At 32.2% G+C, this 25,992-nt stretch carries 29 protein-coding genes; all 29 read left to right on the top strand.

Going from position 1 to position 25,992, the window contains the following annotated elements:
- Positions 1-166: 166 nt before the first annotated feature.
- The 29 genes from I6U48_RS04740 to I6U48_RS04600 all read left to right on the top strand — a co-directional run bounded on the left by I6U48_RS04740 (position 167) and on the right by I6U48_RS04600 (position 25,755).
- Positions 167-844 (top strand): Ig-like domain-containing protein, encoded by a 678-nt coding sequence (locus I6U48_RS04740; protein ID WP_218319261.1) that lies wholly within the window; start codon positions 167-169, stop codon positions 842-844.
- Between the two features lie 29 nt (positions 845-873).
- Complete coding sequence (locus I6U48_RS04735; RefSeq protein ID WP_218319260.1) at positions 874-1,764, top strand: flagellin N-terminal helical domain-containing protein; 891 nt, start codon at positions 874-876, stop codon at positions 1,762-1,764.
- 288 nt (positions 1,765-2,052) lie between these two features.
- Positions 2,053-2,454 (top strand): flagellar basal body rod protein FlgB, encoded by a 402-nt coding sequence (flgB, locus tag I6U48_RS04730; RefSeq protein ID WP_218319259.1) that lies wholly within the window; start codon positions 2,053-2,055, stop codon positions 2,452-2,454.
- 22 nt (positions 2,455-2,476) lie between these two features.
- A complete protein-coding gene (flgC, locus tag I6U48_RS04725; protein ID WP_218319258.1) occupies positions 2,477-2,911 on the top strand; it encodes a flagellar basal body rod protein FlgC in 435 nt (144 codons plus the stop codon).
- Positions 2,912-2,923: 12 nt separating this feature from the next.
- The gene (gene fliE, locus I6U48_RS04720) at positions 2,924-3,226 is read left to right on the top strand and encodes a flagellar hook-basal body complex protein FliE (RefSeq protein WP_218319257.1); all 303 of its coding nucleotides are present in this window, start codon (positions 2,924-2,926) and stop codon (positions 3,224-3,226) included.
- A 17-nt stretch (positions 3,227-3,243) separates the two neighbouring features.
- A complete protein-coding gene (gene fliF, locus I6U48_RS04715) occupies positions 3,244-4,839 on the top strand; it encodes a flagellar basal-body MS-ring/collar protein FliF (RefSeq protein ID WP_218319256.1) in 1,596 nt (531 codons plus the stop codon).
- Positions 4,840-4,845: 6 nt separating this feature from the next.
- The gene (gene fliG / locus I6U48_RS04710) at positions 4,846-5,862 is read left to right on the top strand and encodes a flagellar motor switch protein FliG (protein ID WP_218319255.1); all 1,017 of its coding nucleotides are present in this window, start codon (positions 4,846-4,848) and stop codon (positions 5,860-5,862) included.
- Positions 5,846-6,625 carry a flagellar assembly protein FliH gene (locus tag I6U48_RS04705; RefSeq protein WP_218319254.1) on the top strand — a complete coding sequence of 260 codons (780 nt, stop codon included), beginning with the start codon at positions 5,846-5,848 and terminating at the stop codon, positions 6,623-6,625. Before fliG ends, I6U48_RS04705 begins: the two co-directional genes overlap by 17 nt.
- Before the next feature lie 4 nt (positions 6,626-6,629).
- Positions 6,630-7,937 carry a flagellar protein export ATPase FliI gene (gene fliI / locus I6U48_RS04700; RefSeq protein ID WP_218319253.1) on the top strand — a complete coding sequence of 436 codons (1,308 nt, stop codon included), beginning with the start codon at positions 6,630-6,632 and terminating at the stop codon, positions 7,935-7,937.
- A gap of 30 nt (positions 7,938-7,967) precedes the next feature.
- On the top strand, positions 7,968-8,417 hold the full coding sequence (gene fliJ, locus I6U48_RS04695) for a flagellar export protein FliJ (RefSeq protein WP_218319252.1): 450 nt from the start codon (positions 7,968-7,970) through the stop codon (positions 8,415-8,417).
- Entirely contained in the window at positions 8,418-9,953 is a 1,536-nt protein-coding gene (locus I6U48_RS04690) for a flagellar hook-length control protein FliK (protein ID WP_218319251.1), read from the top strand.
- A 153-nt stretch (positions 9,954-10,106) separates the two neighbouring features.
- Positions 10,107-10,769 (top strand): flagellar hook assembly protein FlgD, encoded by a 663-nt coding sequence (locus I6U48_RS04685; protein WP_218319250.1) that lies wholly within the window; start codon positions 10,107-10,109, stop codon positions 10,767-10,769.
- Between the two features lie 24 nt (positions 10,770-10,793).
- Positions 10,794-11,183 carry a TIGR02530 family flagellar biosynthesis protein gene (locus I6U48_RS04680; RefSeq protein WP_218319249.1) on the top strand — a complete coding sequence of 130 codons (390 nt, stop codon included), beginning with the start codon at positions 10,794-10,796 and terminating at the stop codon, positions 11,181-11,183.
- Positions 11,184-11,276: 93 nt separating this feature from the next.
- Entirely contained in the window at positions 11,277-12,317 is a 1,041-nt protein-coding gene (locus I6U48_RS04675; RefSeq protein ID WP_218319248.1) for a flagellar hook-basal body complex protein, read from the top strand.
- A gap of 317 nt (positions 12,318-12,634) precedes the next feature.
- On the top strand, positions 12,635-12,829 hold the full coding sequence (locus I6U48_RS04670) for a flagellar FlbD family protein (RefSeq protein WP_218319247.1): 195 nt from the start codon (positions 12,635-12,637) through the stop codon (positions 12,827-12,829).
- A gap of 168 nt (positions 12,830-12,997) precedes the next feature.
- Positions 12,998-13,516, top strand: coding sequence for a flagellar basal body-associated FliL family protein (locus I6U48_RS04665; RefSeq protein ID WP_218319246.1), 519 nt, complete (start codon positions 12,998-13,000; stop codon positions 13,514-13,516).
- A 34-nt stretch (positions 13,517-13,550) separates the two neighbouring features.
- Positions 13,551-13,961 carry a flagellar biosynthetic protein FliO gene (gene fliO / locus I6U48_RS04660; protein WP_218319245.1) on the top strand — a complete coding sequence of 137 codons (411 nt, stop codon included), beginning with the start codon at positions 13,551-13,553 and terminating at the stop codon, positions 13,959-13,961.
- Positions 13,954-14,724 carry a flagellar type III secretion system pore protein FliP gene (gene fliP, locus I6U48_RS04655; RefSeq protein ID WP_218319244.1) on the top strand — a complete coding sequence of 257 codons (771 nt, stop codon included), beginning with the start codon at positions 13,954-13,956 and terminating at the stop codon, positions 14,722-14,724. The genes fliO and fliP overlap by 8 nt, the downstream gene beginning before the upstream one ends.
- A gap of 10 nt (positions 14,725-14,734) precedes the next feature.
- Positions 14,735-15,004 (top strand): flagellar biosynthesis protein FliQ, encoded by a 270-nt coding sequence (gene fliQ / locus I6U48_RS04650; protein ID WP_218319243.1) that lies wholly within the window; start codon positions 14,735-14,737, stop codon positions 15,002-15,004.
- Positions 15,005-15,047: 43 nt separating this feature from the next.
- Complete coding sequence (locus I6U48_RS04645) at positions 15,048-16,877, top strand: fused FliR family export protein/FlhB family type III secretion system protein (RefSeq protein WP_218319311.1); 1,830 nt, start codon at positions 15,048-15,050, stop codon at positions 16,875-16,877.
- A gap of 176 nt (positions 16,878-17,053) precedes the next feature.
- The gene (flhA, locus tag I6U48_RS04640) at positions 17,054-19,072 is read left to right on the top strand and encodes a flagellar biosynthesis protein FlhA (RefSeq protein WP_246615208.1); all 2,019 of its coding nucleotides are present in this window, start codon (positions 17,054-17,056) and stop codon (positions 19,070-19,072) included.
- Positions 19,069-20,211, top strand: a complete 1,143-nt coding sequence (gene flhF, locus I6U48_RS04635; RefSeq protein WP_218319241.1) for a flagellar biosynthesis GTPase FlhF — start codon at positions 19,069-19,071, stop codon at positions 20,209-20,211. The genes flhA and flhF overlap by 4 nt, the downstream gene beginning before the upstream one ends.
- Positions 20,205-21,104, top strand: coding sequence for a MinD/ParA family protein (locus tag I6U48_RS04630; RefSeq protein ID WP_218319240.1), 900 nt, complete (start codon positions 20,205-20,207; stop codon positions 21,102-21,104). The genes flhF and I6U48_RS04630 overlap by 7 nt, the downstream gene beginning before the upstream one ends.
- Before the next feature lie 13 nt (positions 21,105-21,117).
- Positions 21,118-21,792, top strand: a complete 675-nt coding sequence (locus tag I6U48_RS04625; protein WP_218319239.1) for a flagellar brake protein — start codon at positions 21,118-21,120, stop codon at positions 21,790-21,792.
- A gap of 4 nt (positions 21,793-21,796) precedes the next feature.
- Positions 21,797-22,525 carry a FliA/WhiG family RNA polymerase sigma factor gene (locus tag I6U48_RS04620; RefSeq protein ID WP_218319238.1) on the top strand — a complete coding sequence of 243 codons (729 nt, stop codon included), beginning with the start codon at positions 21,797-21,799 and terminating at the stop codon, positions 22,523-22,525.
- A gap of 62 nt (positions 22,526-22,587) precedes the next feature.
- Positions 22,588-23,127 (top strand): hypothetical protein, encoded by a 540-nt coding sequence (locus I6U48_RS04615; RefSeq protein ID WP_218319237.1) that lies wholly within the window; start codon positions 22,588-22,590, stop codon positions 23,125-23,127.
- A 196-nt stretch (positions 23,128-23,323) separates the two neighbouring features.
- Positions 23,324-24,103, top strand: coding sequence for a flagellar basal-body rod protein FlgG (locus tag I6U48_RS04610; RefSeq protein ID WP_218319236.1), 780 nt, complete (start codon positions 23,324-23,326; stop codon positions 24,101-24,103).
- A gap of 57 nt (positions 24,104-24,160) precedes the next feature.
- A complete protein-coding gene (locus tag I6U48_RS04605; protein ID WP_218319235.1) occupies positions 24,161-24,952 on the top strand; it encodes a flagellar hook-basal body complex protein in 792 nt (263 codons plus the stop codon).
- 68 nt (positions 24,953-25,020) lie between these two features.
- Entirely contained in the window at positions 25,021-25,755 is a 735-nt protein-coding gene (locus I6U48_RS04600; protein ID WP_218319234.1) for a hypothetical protein, read from the top strand.
- Positions 25,756-25,992 lie beyond the last annotated feature (237 nt).

The following is a 25,992-nucleotide window of genomic DNA, read 5'->3' as shown; positions in this document are numbered from 1 at the left end:
TAAAAGCAGTCCTAGTAATAGGGCTGTTTTTATTAAAATAATTAAGGTTATAGTTATGTATGTGCAAATTTTATTAGAGCTATAAAGAAAAAAGCTTGTAGCAACGATAAAATAAGTAATGGAGTAAAATGTTTTTGTAAAACAATTTAAGGAGGAAATTAATAGTATGAAAAATCTAAAAAAGTATGCTTTAGTTGCTTTAGCTATTTTAATATGTCTGTCTTTTGCTCCCAATATGGCCTTTGCTTCAGATTCTGATACAAAGGACATGGGAAGTAAAGTTATAACAGATACGAATAAGGCTTGGACTATAAGATTTAAATCTGAAATAGATATAAGCACTTTTTCAAATAGTGTCCAAATTAATGATTTAACAACAGGAAGCACATTTACACCTGCTGTAACTGAAGGAAATAATACCTATAGCATAAAGATAAGTGCACCCTCTGGTGGATATGTTGTAGGACATAGTTATCAGCTAGTTTTAAACAAAGGCGTAAAATCAAAAAAAGGAGAGGTTCTACCTAAAAAGACAGTGCTATCTTTTTCTGTTAAAGCAAAGGATAACAATAGCTATAGTGCGAATGCTAAGGTAGTTACGTTAACACCTTATTTACCTACATTAAAACAAATAACTATAAATTCTTCCAATCTTCCTAGTGGTACTAAATATAAAGTTGAAGGAAACAATAATTTATGTAACCTAGGAGAGAATGTAGTATCATTAATAGTTGGATCTAATGCTGATGTTTATTTCTATAGTAGCGATGGAATAACTCAAATTGGAACAGCACTTCTGAATGTTAGCAGCGACAGTACTACAGATATTAAAATAACAAATTAAAACTATAAAATATAGTTTGGAGTGATATGATGAGATTAAGTCATAATATAGCATCCTTAGAGATATATAAAAGTCAGATGAAAGTTTCGCAAAAACAAAGTACTGCACTTAGCAGAATATCTTCAGGCTACAAGGTGAGCTGTGCTAAGGATGATCCAAATGCTATAGCACAAAGTGAAAGAACAAGAATGCAAATCAGAGGATTTCAAATGGCAGCCCAAAATAATCAGGATGGAGTGAGTATGCTTCAAACAGCTGAGGGTGGTCTTGATGGTATGACTCAAATGCTTCAGAGGATAAGAGAACTAACTGTGCAAGCGGGAAGCTCTGCTAATTCACCTGAAGATAGAAAGAACATACAGAGTGAAATTGATCAAATGGTGAAAGGCATAGGAGATATAGTAAATAATACAGAATTTAATGGAAAAGCTGTTCTGAATAAAACAAAGTTAGATCCAACGGATATTGGTGAAGCTGTAAATTTGGATATGCAAATAGGTGCAAATTCTGGTGATAGTGTCAAAATACCTATATATGATTTATCACCAGGAAAACTTGCAATAGAAGGCAGTGGGGCTTTAGCAGGAAAAAGTATAAATGATATTAACATTGAAGCTGGTGGAACATCTATTGATGATGCGTTAACTATTGTAGATAATGCCATTGACAAGGTTGTTAACGTAAGAAGTAAATATGGTTCACTAGAAAATAGATTTGAAGGTACCCTAAACGATGTAAATGAAATATCCGATACAATGGAAAATGTAGACAGTAGTTTAAGAGATGCAGATATAGCTAAGGAAATGATGGAGTATAGTAAGGATAATATATTAATTGATGCAGCTAACGCAATGATGGCGCAAACCAACAAATTTCCACAAGATGTATTGCAAATTTTACAGAATGTAAGAAGTAAGTAATTTAATAAGTTCATTAAAAAAGCAAGTGATAACTTTTAGACATATAATTTAAGCTAAAAGTTAATACTTGCTTTTTTTTCAAAATATTTATCTATATATATGTATAATAAAATCGAATATTTATAGAAAATGATAAATAACTATTGTATAATTAGTTGTATAATAATAGGACAAAGATAGGAAGAAATATTTTTAATAAAATATTTAATTTAAAACAAAAATAAATTATAATAGAAGAGGAATCACATAAACGGTGTCTAATAATAAAATAGTATAGGAGTTGATAACTTGAATATAACAGATTTATCAAAAGACCAGTTAACTTATAATTTGTTAAAAAAGTCTCTAGATGCAACCTCTGCTCGAAGTAAAGCCATCTCAAATAATATTGCTAATATTAACACTAAAGGTTATAAAAGACAGTATGTTACTTTTGAAGAATCCCTAAACCAAAGCACAGATAATTTAGAACTTAAAAATACAGATGATAAGCATATGCAATATGGAAGTGAATACGGAGAAATCAAAACAGAAACAGATAATACTACAAGCATAAGAGAGGACGGCAATAATGTGGATGTAGATAACGAAATGACAAATGCAGCGGCTAATACATTAATGTATAATGCATTAATAAATCAAGTTAACAGTAGGTTATCTGCGGAGAGATATGTAATAAGTGGAAAATAGTAAAAACGGGGGAGAACATTAAATGATAAAAACTTTTAATAATTTAAGAATAAGCGCTAGTGGACTTTCAGCAGAAAGGCTTAGAATGGATACAATAGCTTCTAATATAGCTAATGTTAACACTACCAGGGGAGCAAATGGACAACCATATAAAAGAAAAATCGCAGTATTTCAAGAAAATTTAAGCAGCGAACTAAACAAAGAAACTGGAAAATATGAAGATGTGCCAATGGGAGTAAAAGCCATTGGTATTAAAGAAGACAATTCTCCTATGAGAAGAGTTTATGATCCCTCTAATCCCGACGCAGACAATCAGGGTTATGTGACAATGCCTAATGTAAATATACTTAATGAAATGGCAGATATGATAGTAGCCACCAGAGCTTATGAAGCTAATGTTACTGCTATTAACTCAGAAAAAAGCATGTTTTTAAAAGCTTTAGAAATTGGCAAATAAGGAGACTAAATTATGAGAATAAATGAGTTTACGCCAGATAGCAAAATTTTTCAAAGTATTGGAGAAAAGAATGACAAACAGACCAAAAGTCAGGATGGTGGGTTTGGAGAACTGCTGAAGCAAAAGCTTGATGAGGTTAATGATCAACAAGTTCAGGCAGATGATACAACGCAAAAATTTATTTCAGGTGAAGATACAGATATACATAAAGTTATGTTGGATACAGAAGAAGCTAAGATGTCATTAGAATTAGCAGTGCAGGTTAGAAATAAATTTGTGGAGGCCTACCAAGAATTGAGTAGAACACAGTTGTAGTAAGGAGTGCTAAATGGATGGGTAAGCTATCACAAATGTTTAAAAATTTAATTGAAAGATGGAAAGAGCTGAGTAAAAAAAGAAAAATAGCCTATGGAGTTATAGCTGCTGGAGTTGTAGCAGCACTCATTTTTGGAGGAGTATATTTTGGGCAAACTAGATATGCAGTTCTATTTTCGAATATGGATTCTTCTGATTCGGCTGCAGTCTATAAACAATTACAGGCTGATAAAGTAGATGCCAAGGTTAGTGGAACATCTATATTGGTACCAAAAGATCAAGTAGATACAGTAAGAATGAAAATATTATCAGAAGTATCCTTGACAAATGGAAGTCAGGGTTTTGAACTTTTAGATAAAAGTAAACTTGGGTCTACAGATCAGGAGATAAAGATAAATTACCAAAGAGCACTACAGGGGGAACTGGAAAGAACAATAAAGGGATTTGATGAAGTTGAAAATGCAAGAGTACACCTTGTAATGCCAGATGACACTACATTTGTTAAGGATACAGATCCAGGAAAGGCATCTGTAACTATAAAGGTGAAGGCAGGAGCAAAGCTTACTGATGATCAAGTAAGATCAATCGTATCATTGATATCAGGCAGTGTTAAGAATATACCTAAGGAAAATGTAGAAGTAATAGATGATAAAATGAATTTGTTGTCAAAGGACTTATATAATGATGGTAATAACAAAGATTTATCAGCGTCGACAACACCAGCTGAAAAACAGCAGCAATTAAAACAACAGTATGAAAAAGATGTAGAAAAAAGACTTTTAAGTATGCTGGAAGCTGTGTATGGAAAGGACAAGGTCAAGGTAAAAATTAATGCAGACTTGGATTTTGATGCAACACAGCAAGATTCTGTAACCTATGATCCCAAAAGTGTAGTTGTTAGCGAACATAATGTAGATGATAGTTCTACAACACCAGGTACATCAGGATCTAGTAGTCCCGTAGATAATAATATGACTAACACCACAACAAATAGTAATGGTAATGGAACGTCAACTCATAAGGAAAGTACAAAAAACTACGACGTACCGAAGGTTGAGCAAAAGACTATAAAGGCTCCAGGTGCAGTTAAAAGACTAACAGCTTCAATAGCATTAGATGGAAATGTAGATCCTGCAACTATAAATTCTATAAAAAATCTTGCTTCCTCAGCTATAGGATTTGATGCAACTAGAGGTGATACTGTAAGTGTTGAAGGGATTCCTTTTGATACTACAGCACAAAAGGGTGTTAAGGATGATTTAGATGCTATGAAGAAAGCTGCCGATGCTGCTGCAAAGCGTAAAATGTACATCATAGGTGGAATTTTAGGGGCAATTCTATTAGCAGGAGGAATAGCCGCATTTATAGCATGGAGAAGAAAGAAGAAAGCAGAAGAAGCAGAACTAGAAGAACAACTTGGACGTCAGGGAATTGATGTAATTATAGGAGATGAATTGGAAAGTGAAAAGGATCGTCCTAAATTCAAGCCTATTGATTTTGAAACTGAAGATGAAAAAAGTCATATTGAAAATGAAATTAAGAAATACGCTAAAGAGAAACCTGAACAGGTTGCAGATATTGTTAAATCATGGCTAGCAGAGGATGAGAGGTGATAAATTATGCCAAAAGAAGCACCTAGCTTAACAGGAGTTCAAAAAGCAGCAATATTATTTATAACCCTTGGTCCGGAAGCTTCTGCAGATATAATAAAAAAATTGCCAGAATCGGAAATACAAAAAATAACTTATGAAATTGCCAATATATCCGCTGTAAAGTCAGATCAGAAACAGGAAATATTGCATGAGTTTATACAGATAAACAAGGCTAAGGATTATTTAACTGAAGGTGGTATAGAATATGCTCGTAATCTACTTTCAAAGGCATTAGGTAATCAAAGAGCAATGGAAATACTTGATAAAGTAACAGAGGCTACACAACAGTTTAGACCTTTTGCAATTGCTAGAAAGGCGGATGCTCAGCAGCTTTTAAATATTATATCTAATGAGCATCCGCAGACCATTGCTTTGATACTTTGTTATCTTCAGGCAGATAAATCAGGTCAAATACTATCTGAATTGCCAGAAGAAGTTCAAGCAGAAGTAGCTTTTAGAATTGCTTCGATGAATAATACTTCACCATTAGTAGTTAAAGAGATTGAAAAAGTTTTAGATGACAAGTTGTCTTCGGTAGTTAAATCTGATATGAAGGCAATTGGTGGAGTTCAGGCTCTTGTTGATATATTAAATCAAGTTGATAGAACTACAGAGAGAAATATTACTGAATCGTTGGAAAAAGAAGATGCAGAACTTGCTGAAAAAATCAAAGAATCTATGTTCATATTCGAAGATATTGTTACTCTTGATGATGTTTCTATTCAGAGAGTTCTTAGAGAGGTTGAAACTAAAGAACTTGCGTTGGCACTCAAAGGTTGCTCAGAGGAAGTTGCAAATGCTATTTATAGAAACCAATCAAAGAGAGCCGCTGCTGCACTAAAAGAAGATATAGAATTCTTAGGTCCAGTAAGACTTATGGATGTAGAAAAGTCACAGCAAAAGATTGTAAGTGTAATAAGAAGATTAGATGAATCAGGAGAAATAGTAATATCAAGAGGTGGCGAAGATGCAATCATCGTATAGGGTCATTAAAAGTTCCAGCGTAATTAGCAACAAGCCAAAGGAGATAATTACAGAATTTGAAGAAAAGCAAGAAATTGAACGAAATATTAAGCAGAAAGAAGAAAGTGAAACTAACGCTAAAAATTTCATCGATAGCTATGAAAATCTAGCTAAGAATATGATAGAAAATGCTAGAAGGCAAAGTGAGGAAATACTTTCAGTTGCTTATCAAGAAGCAGAAAGATTAGAAAAAGAAGCTTATGAGAAAGCATATAATTTGGGGAATGAAAAAGGTTATAATGATGGGTTTAATAAAGCCTATGAAGATGGTTATAAAAGTAATATAGATAAAGCATTGGCAGAGGCAGAACTTATAAAGAATAATGCCGATAATATATTAAGAAGTTGTGAAGAAGAAAAAGATAGATATTTACAAGAAAAAGAAATAGAAATAAGAAGCTTAATATTTAATTGTGTTGAAAATATGTTAAGAAGAGAAGTAAAAGATAAAGAAGCATTAAATGACTTAATATTTGAAACTTTATCAGAAGTAAAGAATTCTAAGAGTATAGTGATAAAAAGCAATAAAATTTACTGTGAAGAATTTGATAGAAATATAGACCAGTGGAAGTCGCAAATACCTTTAAAAGCAGATGTATTTGTAATACCAGATGAATCTATAGAAGAGGGCAGTGCAATTATAGAAAGAGATAGTGGGAAAGTAGTAGTGAGTATAGATATAGCTATGGAAAAGCTTAGAGAAATATTTAATAGTGTGGAGTAAATTAATGATTAACTTAAACTTTGATTTGTTAAATAAAAAAATAGAAGAAACTAACTTCACATACTCTGAGGGAATTGTAAAAAAAGTTATAGGACTTACTGTTGAGGTAGAGGGAATAAGATCTTTTGTCGGGGAAGTTTGCACAGTTTATAATGAAAAGAATACTGCCATTCCTTGTGAAGTTGTTGGCTTTAAACATGATAATGTAATATTAATGCCTTTAGGTGAATTAATAGGTATAGCGCCAGGATGTAGAGTGGTTCCAGAAGGAAAACCTCTAAGTATAAAGTGTTCAGATGAGTTGTTTGGAAAAGTTTTAGATGGAATTGGAAATCCATTAGAAGGAGAGTTATCACTTGGAGGTACTCTTTATCCTTTGGATACAGAGCCGCCAGATCCTTTGAAGAGAAGAAGAATTAAAAATGTCATTCCAACAGGAATTCGTGCAATTGATGGATTTATAACCTGTGGTGAGGGACAAAGAATTGGAATATTTGCAGGTAGTGGTGTTGGCAAAAGTACAACTCTTGGAATGATTGCAAGATATGCAGAGGCAGATGTTAATGTAATATCGCTAATCGGAGAAAGAGGTAGAGAGGTTAGAGACTTTCTTGAAAAGGACTTAGGTGAAGAAGGAATGAAAAAATCCATAATTGTATGTGCAACCTCAGATAAACCAGCTCTAGTTAGGCTTAAAGGAGCTTTTACGGCAACAGCAATTGCGGAATACTTTAGAGATAAAGGAAAAAAAGTAATACTAATGATGGATTCTGTCACAAGATTTGCTATGGCCCAAAGAGAAATAGGACTAGCTATAGGAGAGCCACCAGCAACAAAGGGATATACACCTTCAGTATTTGCAATGCTTCCAAGACTTATGGAACGTGCAGGAATGTCGGATAAGGGATCAATTACTGCTTTTTATACAGTACTGGTAGATGGTGATGATTTTAATGAGCCAATTGCAGATGCAGTGCGAGGTATATTAGATGGACATATTGTACTTTCTCGTGCGCTAGCTACTAAAAATCATTATCCTGCTATAGATGTTCTAAATAGTGTAAGTAGGCTTATGTCTGAAATATCAGAAGATGAACACAAAGAGGTAGCATCCTTTGCCAGAGACTTGATGGCAACTTATAAAAACTCAGAGGATTTAATAAATCTTGGAGCTTATATTAAAGGAAGTAATAAGAAAATAGACCTTTCAATAGAATATTACGACAAAATAATATCATATTTAAAACAGGGTATGAAAGAGCACTCTAGCTTTCAGGAAAGCATTAATGCATTAAGAAAAATTTTCAATTAATTGTAAATTGAAAAAAGTGGGGTGTGATATATGGATCAATATAAATTTAGGTTACAGAAGCTTTTAGACATAAGATTACAAAAAGAGGAAGAATGCAAAAGAAATTTTAAAGAGGCTCAAAGCGAGAAACTAATGGCAGAAGAAAAGCTTAATGGATTAAAGGAAAGTTATGAGAAGTATAGAAATACACCACAAAAAGAGTCTGTTATAGAACAAAAAATAAGGCATGTATATCTAAATGCTATAAATCTTAGTATAAATGAGACTACTGAAGATCTTTCAAAAAAAGAAAAAGTACTTGAATTAAAAAGAGAAGATTTAAAGCAAAAGCAAATAGAAAGAAAAACTGTAGAGACTTTAAAGGAAAAGCAAAAGGAAGCATTTTTGAAAGAACAAAATCAAATAGAGCAAAAAGCAAATGATGAATTTGCCCTATATGGTTTTATAAGAAATCTCAAAAATTTAAAAGGAGGTGACTAAATGGAGATTAATTCATTGTATTTAAAAGCATTAACTGCTGGTTCAACTAAGTTAAATACAAGATCTTCAGATTCTAATGATTTTAATCAGATATTTGCAAAGACGAGTCAAAGCGTTAAAAACACTCAAAGCATCCAAGATACTCAGACTACTCAGACTACTCAGACTACTCAGACTAGACAAACAGATCAAAGTAATGATAAAAATAGCACTATACAAGATAATTCAAGTAATAATAAAAGCACAAGAAATAACAAGGTTGATGACACAGACAATAAGCCTTTGTCAAAAGAAGAAAAGAGTGCTTTAAAAGAAGCAGGTATGTCTGATGATGAAATCAATGCCATAAAGTCAGAAAAGGAGTTAAAGGAAGCTATAATTAAAAAACTTTTAGGAGCAAACACCAAGGACAGTGGAGATTCGAATTCACTATTGGCTATTCTTATGACTCTTATGAATGGGCAGTTTAACAGTGCTGATTATTTAAAAATAAAAAATTTTGCTGAAGAAAATGCCGATAAGCTAATCAATGTTATATCTAATTGTATTGAACAAGAATTATCCAATGTAGATACAGCAAAAGATACAAAAAGTGGTTTAAATTCTGATATATTAAAATTATTTAATGAACTTCAATCCTCAAGTAAGTTAGATTCTTCTAAGGTTGAAGAAGCTTTAAGTTCAAAGGGTGATAGTATACTTCAAAAATTGCAATTGGAATTTTCTAATATATTGAAAGATAATGTTAAAGACTTAGATACTAACAATACATCAGGAAAAACACAAACAGAACTTGTAGATATATTAAAAAGCAAATTAAGCGATGGCAGTAGTAATCAAAAAGATCAGAAGAGTTTATCACAAAACATAAAAACTGAAACACAAAACATTCAGAATCAAAGTCAAACAAATGTAATAGCTAAAACTGATAAAAAATCAGAAAATACAAACTTAATGATGGAAAATAGCAGTTCTAAGTCAGACGAAGATTTCCTGAAAAATCTTTTATCCGATAACAGTAATGACAAAATTTCAAAGGTTACTAATTTTATGGCACAGTTTAATAATGTTAAGGTAGAAAATGCTAATATGCCTAGTGCAGAGAATGTAGTTATAAATAAAGCTACAATTGGTGCAGATTTAATAAAAACAGTAAAGTATATGGAGATGAATAACCTGAAGGATCTTACTGTTAAGATAAATCCAAAAGAACTTGGAGAAGTTGTTATAAAGCTTACTATGGAATCAGGAGCTATGAAGGCAACAATATCAGCTTCAAATAAAGAAGCTTACAATTTATTAAATTCTAATTTATTGGATATGAATAATAAGCTTCAAAATAGCGATATAAAAATTAATAGTTTAGCACTAAATATTTATAATGATGATACCACTTTCTTTAAAGATGGTTCAAAGGATCAAAGAAACAGTGAACAAAACAAAGGTAAGAAGAGTCAGTCTGTTGGAGCTATAGATGGAGAAAATGTTGAAGAGAATGTAGCAAATGTTGACAGTAATTTAAATATACTGGCTTAAACAGGCATCAAAATCTTAAGTAGATATCCCAAATCTATGATTTGGTGATAGTCACTTACACAGAGTGCTGATTTTCAGATGATCGCTTATTCAGTGATTACGTCTCAGAGTTTACAAAAATAAGTTTTATAAAAAAATAAAGGAGGAAAAAAGATGGCAAGTACAGTTAGCAGTAGTATTGATGTTAATGCGACTGAGACCACAAGAGGTACAAAAATAGTAAAAGCAGGGGAAGACATGGATAAAGACGCTTTTCTAAAGATACTCTCAGCAGAGTTATCCAATCAGGATCCTGAAAACAGCAAAGATGGTACTGAATATGTATCGCAGATGGCACAATTTACAAGCCTTGAGCAAATGGCTAATTTGAATAGCACCATGAGGCTATCAGGGGCAAACAATCTTATAGGACAAACCGTCACATTAAATAAAGCTGATTCAGATGGAAAAGCATATAGTGGTGTGGTAGAAAGTGTAGCAAAAAGTGGTAGTGCTGTAAAGATTAGTGTTTCGGTTGGAACAAAGAAAGATAGTAGTGGAAATACTGTTGATGATGTAGAAGATTTTGACTTAGATGATGTAGCTTCAATAAAAGGCAATAATACAACAACAGCAGGTACTAATAGTGATCTTTTAAACGCAGCTGCTTTAATAGGAAAAACTGTAGAGTTAGATGAGAAGGATAGTGAAGGTAATAATTATACTGGAATAGTAAAGGAGATATTAAGAGACACTAGCGGTATAAAGATAAGTGTTCAAACATCAGATACTGAAACTAAGGATTTTTCTTTTGATAAGGTAGCTAAAGTAAAATAAAGGTATGTTAGAAAGAGTGATATTATGGGATATAGGGTTATAAATGGTAAGCTGCACCTTGTTGGAGATTTTCCAGCCTATAATAAAGTAGAAAAAAATAAAGGCAATAAGAATACTGGTTCTTTTGAGGACATACTTAACAAAAAAATTAATAATAATGAAAGTTTTGTTATATCCAATCATGCAGCAGAAAGATTAAAACAGAGAAACATAAGTTTTAATGAAGCTGATATGAAAAGCATAAATGAAGGAATAAATAAGGCGGAAGAAAAAGGTTCAAAAGAATCATTGATATTGTATAAAGATACTGCACTTATAACTTCTATAAAAAATAGGACAATAATTACAGCAGTAGATAAAGAAAGCAGTAAAGGAAATGTCTTTACTAATGTAGATAGTGTAGTAATTTTGTAAAACAGCTGGACCAATACGGGGGCTGTACTTTGCGGATCGAGTGAAGCAAAGAGTATAAAAATAATTAAAATAAAATTTTGGAGGTAAAAATATATGTTACCATCGTTGTATTCAGGAATTAGTGGTTTAAAAGCTAATCAAAGAAAATTAGACGTAGTAGGAAATAACATAGCTAACTCAAGTACAACTGCATTTAAAAGTCAAAGGGCAAGATTTGAGGATATGATAAGCCAGAGTGTATCTCAGGCATCACAAGCTACTAATACTACAGGAGGAGTTAATGGTAAGCAAGTAGGTCTTGGTGTACAGCTGGCGGGTATAGATACAACCACATCTCAAGGAAGCATGCAGCCGACAAGTAGAAATTTAGATTTTGCTATAGATGGAACGGGATATTTTGTAGTAGGAACTGGTGGTTTACCTACTGATAGTGCTGCTACTTCTGGTAACGTAATTACTATACCAGACCCAGCAACTCATAAGATGGCTGGTGACGGTGTTACGTCTCAGTTTACAAGAGATGGATCTTTCACGTTAGATACTCAGGGAAACCTTTTAACATCTGATGGTTTAAGAGTTTATGGTTATGCTAATACTAATGTAGCAATAACTTACGCTACAGATGTTAAAACAGCTCATACAGTAGATATAACAAATCCTAATGCACAAAATGGTGCTGATATGGATCCAGGTTCTACTGGAGCACTAGTTCCATTAGTTATACCAGATAGTGTAACAATAAATGGAGGTACTCCTGTGAAAGTTCAATCATTTTCAGTTGGTAAGGATGGTATTATAAATGCTGTTTTAGCAAATGGAGCCTCTGCAGCACTAGGGCAAATAGCAATGGCATCTTTTAGTAATGAAGCTGGACTTAAGAAAGATGGTAAAAATCTATATTCATCATCTGCCAATTCTGGAGATCCACTGTTAAGAAGTATTGCTGGTGATACAACTGAGGACAACAGTGGCGGTTATGGAGATGTTATTCAAGGATGTCTTGAGATGTCTAATGTTGACCTAGCAGAACAGTTTACAGATATGATTATAGCAAGTAGGGCTTTCCAGGCAAATGGAAAAATAATATCAACAGGAGATGAAATTCTTCAGGATTTAGTTAACTTAAAGAGATAGTAAAATAGTTAACGGTTAATAGATATATTCGTTGAATAAGAAAATGTGAAGCAATATTTTTATTAGAGGACAGAGGACAATTGACAGAGGACAGTGAAAGAGGAGTTTTCTCCGCTAAACTACGAAAAATCTTTAATTTATATAGATTTAGTGATGTTTTGCATTAGCAAAACAAGCCTAAAAAAATAAATTAGTTTTCAGACGTAAGGAAGAAAACTCACCTTCACTGTCCTCTGTCCTCTGTCAATTGTCCTCTAAAAAATAATATGTCGTATTATTCTTTAATCACCAATTAAGTAATAGAAAAGGGGAAAATTATGATAAACATTACTGGCTTAGATGGAAAGGAATATGTTATTAATTCAGATCATATTGAAAAGCTAGAACAAATACCAGAAAGTGTTATTACATTAACTAATGGTCATAAATATCTTGTAAAAGAATCAAATGATGAAATTATAAAAAAAGTAGTGCAATATAAAAGAAGAATATTTATTGGAGATTTAAAATAAAGTAACTTATAAATTTTATATTATAAGTACTTGAGAATGAATATTAAATTAGGCAGGAAGCAGACTTCTTTCTTAATTATAAGATACATATTTGGATTAGATTAAAGTAAGGTGTAAACTTTAACTAGAATGGGAATAAGCTATATAAGTGAAAGGAAGATAGACATTATGGAGAAGAAGAAAGAAAAAAAAAGTGGTGGTAAATTAAAATTTATAATAATAGGAATTGTCGCAGTTGCTATTTTAGGTGCTGGTGGATATTTTGGTTACAACAAATTTTTTGCTTCAAAGGAAAACACTACTAATAAAGCAGTCATACCACAGCAGCAAATGACAGCTCAAGGGCAACAAGTAGCTCAAAATACAAGTTACCTTCAACAGGTAGTTTCAGCCAAAACTTATGATCTGGATGAGTTTTTGGTTAACCTTGCAGATGAGGATGGAAAGAGATATTTAAAGGTGAAAATTTCTTTAGGATATGATAATAAAAAGCTTGATACTGAATTAGAGGAGAAAAAACCTATATTAAGAGATGCAATTATAAGTGTTTTAAGAACAAAAAAAGCAGCTGATATGTCCGCTAAGGGAATGGATAATATAAAAATGGAACTTATTCAAAGAATAAATACAAATCTTACGAAAGGACAACTAAATAACATTTATTTTGATAATTTACTTGTGCAATAAACAGTGTATTTTATATAAGAAATGGAGAAGGTTGATGGATTTGCAGTTTGGTTCAGAAATTTTAAGAACAGTAATGGCTCTTGGTTTTATATTAATTTTAATATATGTGTCAATGAAATATGGCGGAAGTAAGCTGCAGGATATCCAAAAAGGAAAATATATAAAAATTCTAGAAAGGGCGCCTATTTCTAAAGAAAATAGTCTTTTAGTTGTAAAAATAGGGCAAAAAGGGTATGTTGTGGCGTCTTCAAGTGGAAAGATAGAAGTAATATCTGAACTTTTAGAAGGAGAATTAATCGAGGTTGAAGCTTCAAAGGTTTTACCTCAATATGAAAATTTAAAAGACTTTTATGAAAAAACAGGATTAAAGAAGTTTCAAGAAAAAATTCCAGTTAAAAACCTTTGTGAAAAACTTAAATTTAAAAAGGAAGATAGAAATGAATAAAAAAAACAGCAAAATTTTAGCAGCAGTCTTAGTTTTTATTAGTGTAGTATTTATTGCAGCAAAAGTTCACGCAGCACCAGAAGCCTTTCCAATACCTAAGATAAATATTTCTGTGGATAATGCTAATACTCCACAGCAGTATGTAGGAAATATAAAACTTCTTATAATGCTTACAATACTTACACTACTTCCATCTATTATTATGATGATGACTAGTTTTGTAAGAATTGTAATAGTTTTAGGTTTTTTAAGGACTGCTATGGGGACTCAGCAGTCACCACCTAATCAGGTGATGATTGGACTAGCTTTGTTTTTAACTGTATTTATAATGCAGCCAGTTTATACCAAAATAAATACTAATGCAATACAACCTTTTATGGAAAATAAAATAACCCAGGAACAAGCTATAGAAGAAGGGGCCAAGCCTTTAAGAGAGTTTATGCTTAAGCAGACAAGACAAAAGGATTTTAAGTTATTTATTGATGAAGCAAAGTTAAACTATAAGGTGACAAAAGATAATGCACCTCTTTATGTTGTAATTCCAGCCTTTATGATAAGTGAACTTAAGACAGCCTTTCAAATAGGATTTTTGCTATATATACCATTTATGATAATAGATTTAGTTGTAGGAAGTGTACTTATGTCTATGGGAATGATGATGCTTCCACCAGTAATGGTGTCACTACCTTTTAAACTATTACTGTTTGTAATGGTGGATGGATGGTATCTACTAGTTAAATCTTTAATTATTAGTTTTTCATGAGGTGAGCTAAGTGAGTGAAAATATGGTAATGGGCATTATAAAAGATGCCATACAAACAGGACTTATAGTGTCAGCGCCTATTCTTTTAGTTTCAATAGTAGTTGGACTTATAATAAGTATATTACAAGCCACAACCCAAATACAGGAGCAAACTTTAACTTTTGTACCTAAAATTTTAGCTGGAGCTCTAATAGGGCTTATTACAGGAAGTTGGATGCTCCACCAACTTGTAAGTTTTACTACAAGAATATTTACATATATAGCACATATTACGCAGTAGCATAAAAAAATGCGAAGCATTTTTTAGAGGACAGGTGAAAGTTTTGATAGATACGCTATACTTTACAGCTTTAATACTAATAACTATTAGAATGTTTTGTTTTTTTCTTATAGTCCCTGTATTTTTTCCAAATGGAACTCCGAGTACTGTTAAAGTAGGCCTAACTTTAGTTATAGCCTATATACTTATACCTGGGATAGATTATTCAGGAATAAGCACTATAACTAATAATATGCCCTTTATAATTAACTGCTTTAACGAAGCTGTAGCAGGACTTACTCTAGGATTCATAACAAATTTATGTTTTATTAGTGTAAGGGTTGCAGGGAACTTGATTGATTTTAATGTAGGATTTTCTATGATGACAATGTTTGATCCTACATCAGGCAGTAATACAACTTTGATGGAGCATTTATTATATTGGTTTAGTGTTGTAGTCTTTTTTACAGTAGATGGACATCATATGCTTATAAGAACATTAATAGATAGTTTTAAGGTTATAAAAGTAGGGCAATTTTTCTTAGGGCAAAGTTCGATAAATATAATTATAAAGGCATTCATTGAATATTTTGCTATAGGACTAAAAATAGCTATACCAATAGTACTTATAATTTTTATAACTGATTTAACTATGGGTCTAATTGCAAGAACTGTTCCCCAGTTAAATATAATGATACTTGGAATGCCAATAAAAATCCTTGTAGGGCTTGGAGCATTTTGTTTTGCGCTTCCTATATTTTTGAGAATAATAGAAAATTCTTTTTATGGGATACCTGATGCAATAAAAGGATTTTATAAAACTATCCCTATACTTATAATATTCGCATCTGATGACAAAACTGAAGAGGCAACTCCGAAAAAAAAGAGTGAAGCTAGAAAAAAAGGTCAGATACCTAAAAGTAAAGAAATAGGATTAGCATTTACATTACTGGCCATTACTATTACTCTTTTATCGATTGGTGGATATGCTGAAAATGAGATGAAGAATACCATGGTTACTTTTTTAAATAACTATATAACAATGGCTTTAACCTATGAGAGTATACAAAAGATTACAATTATAACAGTATGGAGGGTAGCAATAATTTTTTTACCAATAGTTGTACCTATTATGTTGATAGGAATACTTGTTAATTTTTTACAAACAGGTGGATTAATTACTGGAGAACCATTAAAGCCGGACTTCTCAAAGTTAAACCCAATAAATGGTTTTAAAAGAATGTTTTCAATGAGAAGTCTAATGGAACTACTCAAAGATTCTGCAATAATTATTGTAATAGGTTATGTAGGAGTTAAATATGTAATAAGCAATTATACATATATACTTACTCTTGGAGATTTAAATCCGGCAGGAGTAATGGCGGCAGTAGGCAACTTAGCCATAGGAATCTTTTTTAGAATAACGATAATAATGATTATTATAGCAATTATAGATTATTTATATCAAAGATTTCAATTTAATAAAGATCTTAGAATGTCAAAGCAGGAAATAAAAGAAGAGTACAAGCAGGATGAAGGAGACCCTCAAATAAAAGGTAAGATTAAACAAAAGCAAAGAGAAATGGCTATGAAAAGAATGATGCAGGAAGTGCCTAAGGCTACTGTAGTTGTAACAAATCCAACACATATAGCAATAGCTTTAAGTTATGAAAAAGGACAAAATGCACCTACTGTAGTGGCAAAAGGGGCTGATCATGTAGCAATAAAAATTAAACAAATAGCAAAGAACAATGAAGTTCCTATAATTGAAAATAAACCTTTAGCTAGATTAATGTATGAAGAAGTAGAGATAGATGATGAAATTCCTGCTGAAATGTATCAAGCAGTAGCAGAGATATTAGCAATTGTTTTTAAGATTAATAATAAAAAGTAAATACTAATTGAGAATTGAGGATTGAGAATTGACAATTAATGAAAATTTTCCTCCTTGGGTTGGAAAATCTACCTTGATTGTCCATTGTCCATTGTCAACTGTCAATTGTCATACGGGGTGATATTTTGGAAAATAACAGAAAAGGGTTTAGCTTAAAAAATAATATAGATATAGTAATGGCGTTTGTGGTTATATCAATAGTACTTATGATTATAATACCACTTCCAGCAGAGGTATTAGACATACTTATATCCTTTAACATAACAGTGTCGGTAGTGATTATACTTTTAACCATGTTTACTACTGAAGTGCTTCAGTTTTCTGTATTTCCAACTTTACTACTTATAACAACACTATTTAGACTTGCACTTAATATATCTTCTGCAAGGTTAATATTGAAGGATGCTTATGCAGGAAAAGTAATAGAGTCTTTTGGTAGCTTTGTTGTTGGAGGAAATTATGTTGTTGGTATAATAATATTTCTAATTATTGTAATTATACAATTTATAGTAATTACAAACGGTGCTGGCAGAGTATCAGAAGTATCTGCAAGATTTACTCTTGATGCTATGCCTGGTAAACAAATGAGTATAGATGCAGATTTAAATGCAGGAATGATTGATGAAATGGGTGCAAGACAGAGAAGAAAGAATTTGCAGCAGGAAGCAGACTTTTACGGAGCAATGGATGGTGCATCTAAGTTTATTAAAGGGGATGCAATAGCAGGTATTATAATTACTGGGATAAACATTGTTGGAGGTATTATAATAGGTGTTGTGATGTTAAATATGGATGCTAGTACAGCGGCACAAACCTATACTAGACTTACTATAGGTGATGGGCTTGTAACACAGATACCTGCACTTTTAATATCTACGGCTTCGGGTATATTAGTTACTCGTTCAGGAAATGATGAAAATTTTGGAAGCCTTGCGGCAAGACAGTTAACTGGGTTTCCGAAGGTTATAGCAATAGCAGCTGTAGTACTTTTATTCTTGGCTATAATACCAGGACTTCCTCATATGGCATTCGCTATTTTAGCAATAGCTTGTGGTATATCAGCATATTTGCTATTTAAAGATGAAAAAGAAAAGGTTATAGAACAAATTGAAATGGAACAACAGGAAATAACTGAAATAGAGAATAAAGAACCAGAAAATGTTATGAGTTTAATTTCCGTTGAACCAATGGAAGTGGAAATAGGATATGGACTTATTCCACTGGCAGATGAAGTTTCGGGAGGAGATTTACTGCAGAGAATAACCTCGGTAAGAAGACAATGCGCTATTGAGATGGGAATAGTGGTACAGCCAATTAGAATAAGAGATAATCTTCAGCTGAAAACTAATGAGTATGTTATAAAAATAAGGGGAACAGTAATAGCAAAGGGAGAGCTTATGCCTAATATGTTGTTATGCATGGATCCTACAAATGGAGAAAGTGAGATTCAAGGTATTACAACTGTGGAGCCATCTTTTGGACTGCCTGCTATTTGGATAAATAAAGACCAGAGAGAAGAAGCAGAAATAAAAGGTTTAACAGTAGTTGACCCAACTACTGTTATGGTTACTCACTTAACAGAAACTATAAAGAACCACTGCTATGAGTTACTTGGAAGGCAAGAAGTTAAACTTATTGTGGACTCTGTGAAGGAAAAATACAGCACCGTTGTTGAAGAACTTATACCAGATCTTTTGACTATAGGAGAGCTGCAAAAGGTACTTCAGAATCTTTTAAGAGAAAGGGTTCCTATAAAAGATATGGTAACTATAATGGAATCTTTAGCTGATAACTCTAGAGCAACAAAAGATATTGAAGTTTTGACTGAATATGTAAGGTTTGCTCTCGGAAGAAGCATATGTAATCCTATGGTAGATGAAAATGGAGCTATTTCGGTGATTACATTAGATCCACAAATTGAAGATTTAATAAGTAATAATATACAAAAATCTATGCAGGGGTCCTTCCCAGCTATAGATCCTGATACTACAGGAAGAATATTGGGTTCCTTAAAAAATACTTTAGATTCAGTATATTTCTATGAAAATCAACCAGTAGTTTTAGTATCACCAAAGGTAAGGCCGGCATTTAGAAGATTAATTGAGATGGTTTTTCCAGCGGTGAATGTATTGTCGCTTAATGAAATACCTAATGATATTGAGATAAAAACTGAGGGAGTGGTTTCTGTACAATGATTATAAAGAAATATACAGTAAATAACATGAATGAAGCATTAACTCGCATAAGATATGAACTAGGAAAAGATGCAATAATAGTAAGTCAAAGGAAAATTAGAAAAGGTGGCTTTCTAGGATTATTTTCAAAAAAAATGCTTGAAGTTACTGCTGCAATAGACAATAATAAAAGTAGTAGTAAAGAAAACATGAAAGAAGGCATTGAAGCAATAAAAAAGATTATGAAGACAAAAGCTGATGAAGAATATAAAAGTACATATGAAAAAGATGTATATAAAAAGAGAGACTATGAATCTTCAAACAGTGAAAGTCTTGCAAAAGAAGTACAAGAAATGAGAAATATGCTTAAGGATATGATGAATGGACAAGTTTCCGGAAATATACAAAAGAGTAATATTCAATTAAAGCTTGAAGAAAACGATGTTGATAGCAAGATTGCAGATAAGATAGCAAAAAAGATGCAGGCAATTGATGAGGAAAAACCAGAGGAAGAAAAGCTTAAAGAAGTAGTAAATGATATGATTAAGGTAGCTTCTAATGAAATGAATAATGTTCTAGTATTAGTAGGTCCTACAGGAGTTGGGAAAACTACAACTATAGCTAAGCTTGCAGGAAGATTTTCACTAGTTGAAAATAAAAAAGTTGGTCTTATAACTATTGATACTTATAGAATTGGAGCTGTTGAACAACTAAAAACTTATGCTGATATAATGAATATACCTTTTAATGTAGTATTTACAATTAAGGATATGCAGTCCGCTCTTGAAAATATGACAGATTGTGATATTGTTCTTGTTGATACTACAGGAAGAAGTAGTAAAAATACAATGCAGATTTCAGAACTTAGAGCCTTTATAGATAGAGTAAAAACAGATAATATACATTTGGTTATAAGCTGTACCACAAAAAGTAAGGACATTGATAGCATAGTTGCCGGTTATAAGGCACTGAATTATAATAATGTCGTTATTACTAAATTGGATGAAACAACTACATATGGATCTATATTAAATATACTTGATAGAGCAAAGAAACCTATAAGCTTTATTACTACAGGACAAAATGTACCCGATGACATAAAAACAATGACTTCTGAGGAGCTAACTAAACTTATACTAGGAGAGGATATAATATGCTAGATCAAGCCCAGAAATTGAGACAACTGGTAGAACAGCAGAAAAAAGACAATATTGAAGAAAAAGATAACAATGTTGAGCCAAAAGAAAATATATCAAAACCTAGAATAATTACTGTTACTTCTGGTAAAGGTGGGGTAGGTAAAAGTAATTTTGTGGTAAATTTGTCTATAGCCCTTCAGAAGATTGGAAAAAAAGTATTGATATTTGATGCAGATATGGGCTTAGGTAACGATGATGTACTCATGGGATTTCTACCTAAATATAACGTATATGATGTAATCTTTGGGGGAAAAAAGATAGAGGATGTACTGGTTGAAGGACCTTTTGGAGTAAAACTTCTTCCAGGAGGAACAGGAATTTCTAGGATAGAGCAGATGACTGATAAGCAAAGAGATGATTTTTTAGATAAGTTGTCATATTTAGAGGATTTGGACTATATCATTATGGATACTGGTGCTGGCGTCAATAGAGATGTACTTGGATTTATTTCTTGTTGTGAAGAATTGATATTAATAACTACGCCAGAACCTACATCACTTACTGATGCGTATAGTTTGCTTAAGGCTGTAAGTCATTTTAAAATAAGACAAGATGCAAAGGTTATAGTAAATAGAGTTATGGATGCAAATGAGGGTGAGAACACATTTAATAAATTTAATAGTGCTGTAAAAAAATTTTTAAATGTTGAACTACAATACTTGGGACAATTGACAGATGATAAAAAGCTTATACAAGCGGTACGTAAGCAGCAGCCTTTTCTAATCAGCTACCCTAATTCCGACGTGGCTAGGGATATAGATTATATAGCAAGTAAGATTATAGGTTTGGAAGTGGAAAAGAAAGGAAATGGAGTTCAAGATTTTTTCAAAAAGATTTTTAATATTTTTTCATAAGGGGTAGGTTTTAATGAAGAACAAGGTAGAATTTCTAATAAATCAAAAAATAGAAATAGAAATGGAAGATGGAGTATATAAAAGTAATATTCAAGATATAACAGATGAATACATTGGAATAAGTATACCTGTGAATAATGGAAAATATGTGCCACTTAGAAAAGGTGAAAGAGTTACAGGAATTTACTATATTAATAAAGACATATATAAATTTGAGACTGTAGTTATAGGCAGAAAAGTAGATAAACTTTTAATTATAATGCTGGGAAGACCAGACAAAGTAGTAATGTATCAAAGGAGAAACTTTGTAAGAGTTCAAGTTATGATAAATGTGTACTGCGTTTTATTAGAAGTCAGTAGAAAAATTGAAAATATAATGAATAACCAAGTTGAATGTTTTGATGCATATACTCTTGATATAAGTGGTGGAGGCATGAGAATAGCTTTAGACAGAAATCTTGATAAAAAAGTTGAGTTAGGAAATCTATTAATGGTTAATCTTCCTATTGAAAATGAAAACCTAGCAATAAAATGTAAAGTAGTTAGAGTAGAGAATGATAACAAAAACCCTAAAATTATTTATGGTCTAAGTTTTGTAGATTTAGATAGGAAAACCAGAGAAGAAATAGTAGGGCTGGTTTTCAAGATTATGAGGGAGCAAATGAAAAATGGAGCAAAGGGGGAGTAGCTTCATGTCGCTAGTTGATGGCCTGGATATAAAAGAAGAACTGGTTAAGAAGTATATACCACTGGTTAAATACATAGCATCGAGAGTGATAATAGGAAAAACAAAGTACATAGAATATGAAGACCTTGTAAGCTATGGAATGCTTGGACTTATGGATGCAATAAACAAGTTTGATGACACAAGAGGAATGAAATTTTCTACCTATGCATCTATAAGAGTGAAAGGAGCAATGATAGATGAATTAAGAAAAAATAGTCCTATATCTAAAGGTGCCATGGATAAACTTAATAGATATAATGATGCAATAGAAAGGCTTCAAAAGCAGTTTGGAAGAGAGCCATCGGATGCAGAAATAGCACAGGAACTTAAAATCAGTTTAAAAGAAATGATGGAAATTGAAAATTATATTAATTATATATCTATTGTATCCCTAGAAGATTTAATATTTTCGGATGAGGATGACATTCCGCTTATAGGAACTATTGAAGACACTAAGAGTCCAAGCCCGGAGAAAAGTCTTGAGGAAAAAGAAGAATTAGAGTATTTAGCTAAAGGAATAGAGCTGTTAAGTGAAAAAGATAGAACTGTTTTATCACTTTATTATTATGATGGACTTACTTTAAAAGAGATTGGGTATGTATTAAATGTTTCAGAATCTAGAGTTTGTCAACTTCACAGCAGAGCAATAGTTCATTTGAGAAAAGCTTTGGTGAAATTAAAATATATGAAATAGTATCATAAATAAACAGCTTTAAAATTAATTTTAAAGCTGTTTATTATAGATAGGAGGAATTTATGACTGCAGTTGGACTTTTACTAATAGGTATACTTCTAATTGCTATAAATATTAACACTATTAGAAAAGAAAAGAATTCTTTTAATAATATCTTAAATAGCAGCGAGAGTAATATTAAGGATTATGAATTAGAAATAGGTAAACTAAGAAAAGAATTTGCTGAAACAGTATTGGAATTGCAAAATGAAATTCAAGAGTTAAAGGCTGAGATAGAACTAAAATTAACACGTGAAAATCAAGAAGATAATAATAGAAATAATGAAGAAATATATAAAGATGAGGAATTTATAAATAATACACTAAACAATAAGGTAATAGAGTACGAAAATATAATTAATGACATTAATTATGATGTTATTAGAAATGAAAATATTGAAACAGAGGAAGTTAATAGACAACAAAAATCAGGACACAACAGTGTGAAGGTAGAAGAAATAAGTAAGTTTTTAGATGAAGGGTTATCGGTGGATGAAATAGCTGAAAAGATAGGTGTAGGTAAGGGGGAAGTACTATTAATAAAGGAATTATATATAAAATAAAGCAAGTATTAGAGTTTTTTAGTGATAGAAAAATTCTAATAGGCATAGGTGTTGGAATTGTTATAGCTACAACCACCATGACAGGAGCTAAGATTAACTATCAGCTAAGTAAAAGCCAGGTGGAAGATAAAGCCAGATCTATGGGGATGATATATCCCGACGAAGTTAAAGTTGTAAATGATAAGGGAGTGAGCAAATGATAAGAGGACTTTATACTGCAATATCAGGAATGATAACGCAGGAAGCAAAGCAGGATGTAGTAACCAATAATTTAGCAAATGCAAATACAGTAGGTTATAAAGAAGATAACTTAGCTATAACAAGATTCGATGATGTAATGCTGCAAAATTATGATAAAGTAGTTGGCGGAAAAAATGTAAGGAATGAAATAGGAACGTTGAGTTTAGGAAGTAAAGTAGACTCCATAAATACAGATTTTACTCAAGGAATGATACAGAATACAGAAAAACCTACGGATTTTGCTATAGAAGGTAGAGGATTTTTTGCTGTACAGAGAAATGATGGGGTTAGTAATGGACAATACTACACAAGAGATGGTCATTTTCATGTAAATATGAATGGAACCCTTGTTGATGATTCAGGAGATACAGTTTTAGGCAGAAATCTGCAGACGGGACAGTTAGGACCAATAAACATTGGGGCGGAAAAGTTTGAATGTGATGCTTCAGGAAATATAAGCCTTAATGGAACTCCAATGTATAAATTGTATACAGCAGATTTTAATAATTACAGCAGCCTAAAAAAGGTTGGAGATAACCTTTATCAAGGTGATAACGCGGCTCCCAATAATGCAGTTGTAAGGCAAAATTCATTAGAAAAGTCTAATGTAAATGTAATAAATGAAATGGCTAATATGATTACTACTATGAGAAGTTTTGAAACAAATCAAAAAATTATACAATCCTTAGATGAAACTTTAAATAAAGCAGTAAATGAGGTAGGAAGTGCAAGATAAAAATTTTGAACTGCAAAATTTTTATTTTATGAATTACTGTATGAAAGGAGAAAAGTTATGACATTAAGAGTAATATGGAATGGAAGAAGTGCTATGAATGCTGAACAGCAGAAGTTAGATAGTATTTCTAATAATATTGCAAATGTGAATACAACAGGATATAAAGGTGAGGATGTTAGTTTTCAAGATTTGGTATATGAAAGTGTAAAGAGAACAGGATATCCTACTAATGATAGTAAAAATAATATATTAAATGGTACTGGTGTTAAAGCAGGAGCATGGATAAGAGATACTACTCAGGGTACATTGAAAGAAACTGATGTAAAAACGGATTTTGCTATAGATGGAGATGGATATTTTAGGGTTACATTGACAGATGGAAGTAAAGCATATGAAAGAGCAGGAAGCTTTAATCTGGATAACAGTGGTACGCTTGTAGATAAAAACGGAAATAAAATTGATATAGACGTTACAGATCAAGGTCAAAATGCAGACGGCTCACCAGTAGTACTTACTAATAACAATTTTACCGTAAAAGAAAACGGAGAGATATATGTAGATAACAAGGCTGACAGTGTTTACTATGGTAAAATGAATATTTATAATCCAATAAGCCAGGATTCATTGAGTTCCATAGGACAAAATCTTTATGTGTTAAAGCAAGGCGGACAAATGAATGTATCAAACAATGTTAGTATACGTCAAGGATTTGTTGAGCAATCTAATGTAGATATTGGAAAAGAGTTAACAGATATGATAGTAGCGCAAAGGGCGTTTGGAATGGGATCTAAAGCGTTACAAACTGGTGATGAGATGTGGTCAATGATTAATAACTTGAAAGGCAAGTAGATTTTTGTAAACAAAAGTGACGTGTCCACATATAATATATTGATGTATGTTATTTAGGAGGAAATTTAGTGGATACAAGAAAAAACAACTGTAAAACAGATATGAATTATCAGTGTCCTATGATGTGCTATATGTGCATGGAACCTATGATGCAGCATAGATTATATGATATGAACGCTATGGAAGGTTGTCCTATAGAACATAGTTTTGATGAGCAGCATCGAAGTAGGCATGACAAAAAAAATCATATGTATATGCCTAAAATGGAACATCCAATGGAAATGATGGTGCCGCCAATGGTATGTCCTATGATTTATATGGAGAACATGCCACCAATGATGGACATGGTTCTACCATTAGAAGGAATGCAGTATCCGATGATGGATATGGCTTTACCAATGTATGGAATGCAATGTCCAATGATGGATATGACTTCACCAATGGAAGGGATGCATCAGCCAATGATGGATATGACTTCACCAATGGAAGGGATGCAGTATCCAATGATGGATATGACTTTACCAATGGAAGGGATGAAGCATCCGATGATGGATATGACTTCACCAATGGAGGGGATGAAGCATCCAATGATGAATATGACTTCACCAATAGAGGGAATGCATCAACCAATGGATATGGTTCCTACGACAGAAGAAATGCACTATCCAATGATGGACATGGTCCCTCCAACTGCAGGAATGCAGCATCAAATGATGAATCCTTCTTTAATGCAAGGCATGGCCGATGAAGATATGGTTGATGTAAAAATAAAAGTTGTAAATATAGAAGAATTAAGAGATTAAGATATTTATAATAAAAGGGATGTTGCACTTATATATAAATACGACCGACACTTAACTTATGCTCCGGGATATATTTACATTCTTCCAGCACGATAAATACTTTTGACAAGTCTAAAGCACATATTTTTGAAAAAGCTAAGACTTGTATGAAAAGTATTTAAATGTGTCTTCCAGAATGTAAATATATCCCTGCGTATAAGTTAAGTGTCTGGTGTGGTTCTCTATAGTGTAACAGCC

Source organism: Clostridium thailandense, assembly GCF_019207025.1.
Taxonomy (GTDB): Bacteria; Bacillota; Clostridia; order Clostridiales; family Clostridiaceae; genus Clostridium_AM; species Clostridium_AM thailandense.
Note: the sequence above shows the minus strand (reverse complement) of the source record. Positions and strands in the feature narration are given on the sequence as shown.

Excerpts from the sequence above, each read along its gene's own strand:
- I6U48_RS04665 (WP_218319246.1), top strand. The coding sequence starts at position 12,998 with ATGGAGAAGAAGAAAGAAAAAAAAAGTGGTGGTAAATTAAAATTTATA.
- I6U48_RS04620 (WP_218319238.1), top strand. The coding sequence starts at position 21,797 with ATGTCGCTAGTTGATGGCCTGGATATAAAAGAAGAACTGGTTAAGAAG.
- I6U48_RS04615 (WP_218319237.1), top strand. The coding sequence starts at position 22,588 with ATGACTGCAGTTGGACTTTTACTAATAGGTATACTTCTAATTGCTATA.
- I6U48_RS04740 (WP_218319261.1), top strand. The coding sequence starts at position 167 with ATGAAAAATCTAAAAAAGTATGCTTTAGTTGCTTTAGCTATTTTAATA.
- fliF (WP_218319256.1), top strand. The coding sequence starts at position 3,244 with ATGGGTAAGCTATCACAAATGTTTAAAAATTTAATTGAAAGATGGAAA.
- I6U48_RS04690 (WP_218319251.1), top strand. The coding sequence starts at position 8,418 with ATGGAGATTAATTCATTGTATTTAAAAGCATTAACTGCTGGTTCAACT.
- I6U48_RS04625 (WP_218319239.1), top strand. The coding sequence starts at position 21,118 with ATGAAGAACAAGGTAGAATTTCTAATAAATCAAAAAATAGAAATAGAA.
- I6U48_RS04605 (WP_218319235.1), top strand. The coding sequence starts at position 24,161 with ATGACATTAAGAGTAATATGGAATGGAAGAAGTGCTATGAATGCTGAA.
- I6U48_RS04680 (WP_218319249.1), top strand. The coding sequence starts at position 10,794 with ATGGGATATAGGGTTATAAATGGTAAGCTGCACCTTGTTGGAGATTTT.
- I6U48_RS04670 (WP_218319247.1), top strand. The coding sequence starts at position 12,635 with ATGATAAACATTACTGGCTTAGATGGAAAGGAATATGTTATTAATTCA.
- I6U48_RS04735 (WP_218319260.1), top strand. The coding sequence starts at position 874 with ATGAGATTAAGTCATAATATAGCATCCTTAGAGATATATAAAAGTCAG.
- I6U48_RS04630 (WP_218319240.1), top strand. The coding sequence starts at position 20,205 with ATGCTAGATCAAGCCCAGAAATTGAGACAACTGGTAGAACAGCAGAAA.
- I6U48_RS04685 (WP_218319250.1), top strand. The coding sequence starts at position 10,107 with ATGGCAAGTACAGTTAGCAGTAGTATTGATGTTAATGCGACTGAGACC.
- flgC (WP_218319258.1), top strand. The coding sequence starts at position 2,477 with ATGATAAAAACTTTTAATAATTTAAGAATAAGCGCTAGTGGACTTTCA.
- fliJ (WP_218319252.1), top strand. The coding sequence starts at position 7,968 with ATGGATCAATATAAATTTAGGTTACAGAAGCTTTTAGACATAAGATTA.
- fliP (WP_218319244.1), top strand. The coding sequence starts at position 13,954 with ATGAATAAAAAAAACAGCAAAATTTTAGCAGCAGTCTTAGTTTTTATT.
- I6U48_RS04610 (WP_218319236.1), top strand. The coding sequence starts at position 23,324 with ATGATAAGAGGACTTTATACTGCAATATCAGGAATGATAACGCAGGAA.
- fliG (WP_218319255.1), top strand. The coding sequence starts at position 4,846 with ATGCCAAAAGAAGCACCTAGCTTAACAGGAGTTCAAAAAGCAGCAATA.
- fliI (WP_218319253.1), top strand. The coding sequence starts at position 6,630 with ATGATTAACTTAAACTTTGATTTGTTAAATAAAAAAATAGAAGAAACT.
- fliO (WP_218319245.1), top strand. The coding sequence starts at position 13,551 with ATGGATTTGCAGTTTGGTTCAGAAATTTTAAGAACAGTAATGGCTCTT.
- fliE (WP_218319257.1), top strand. The coding sequence starts at position 2,924 with ATGAGAATAAATGAGTTTACGCCAGATAGCAAAATTTTTCAAAGTATT.
- I6U48_RS04675 (WP_218319248.1), top strand. The coding sequence starts at position 11,277 with ATGTTACCATCGTTGTATTCAGGAATTAGTGGTTTAAAAGCTAATCAA.
- flhA (WP_246615208.1), top strand. The coding sequence starts at position 17,054 with ATGGCGTTTGTGGTTATATCAATAGTACTTATGATTATAATACCACTT.
- I6U48_RS04705 (WP_218319254.1), top strand. The coding sequence starts at position 5,846 with ATGCAATCATCGTATAGGGTCATTAAAAGTTCCAGCGTAATTAGCAAC.
- flhF (WP_218319241.1), top strand. The coding sequence starts at position 19,069 with ATGATTATAAAGAAATATACAGTAAATAACATGAATGAAGCATTAACT.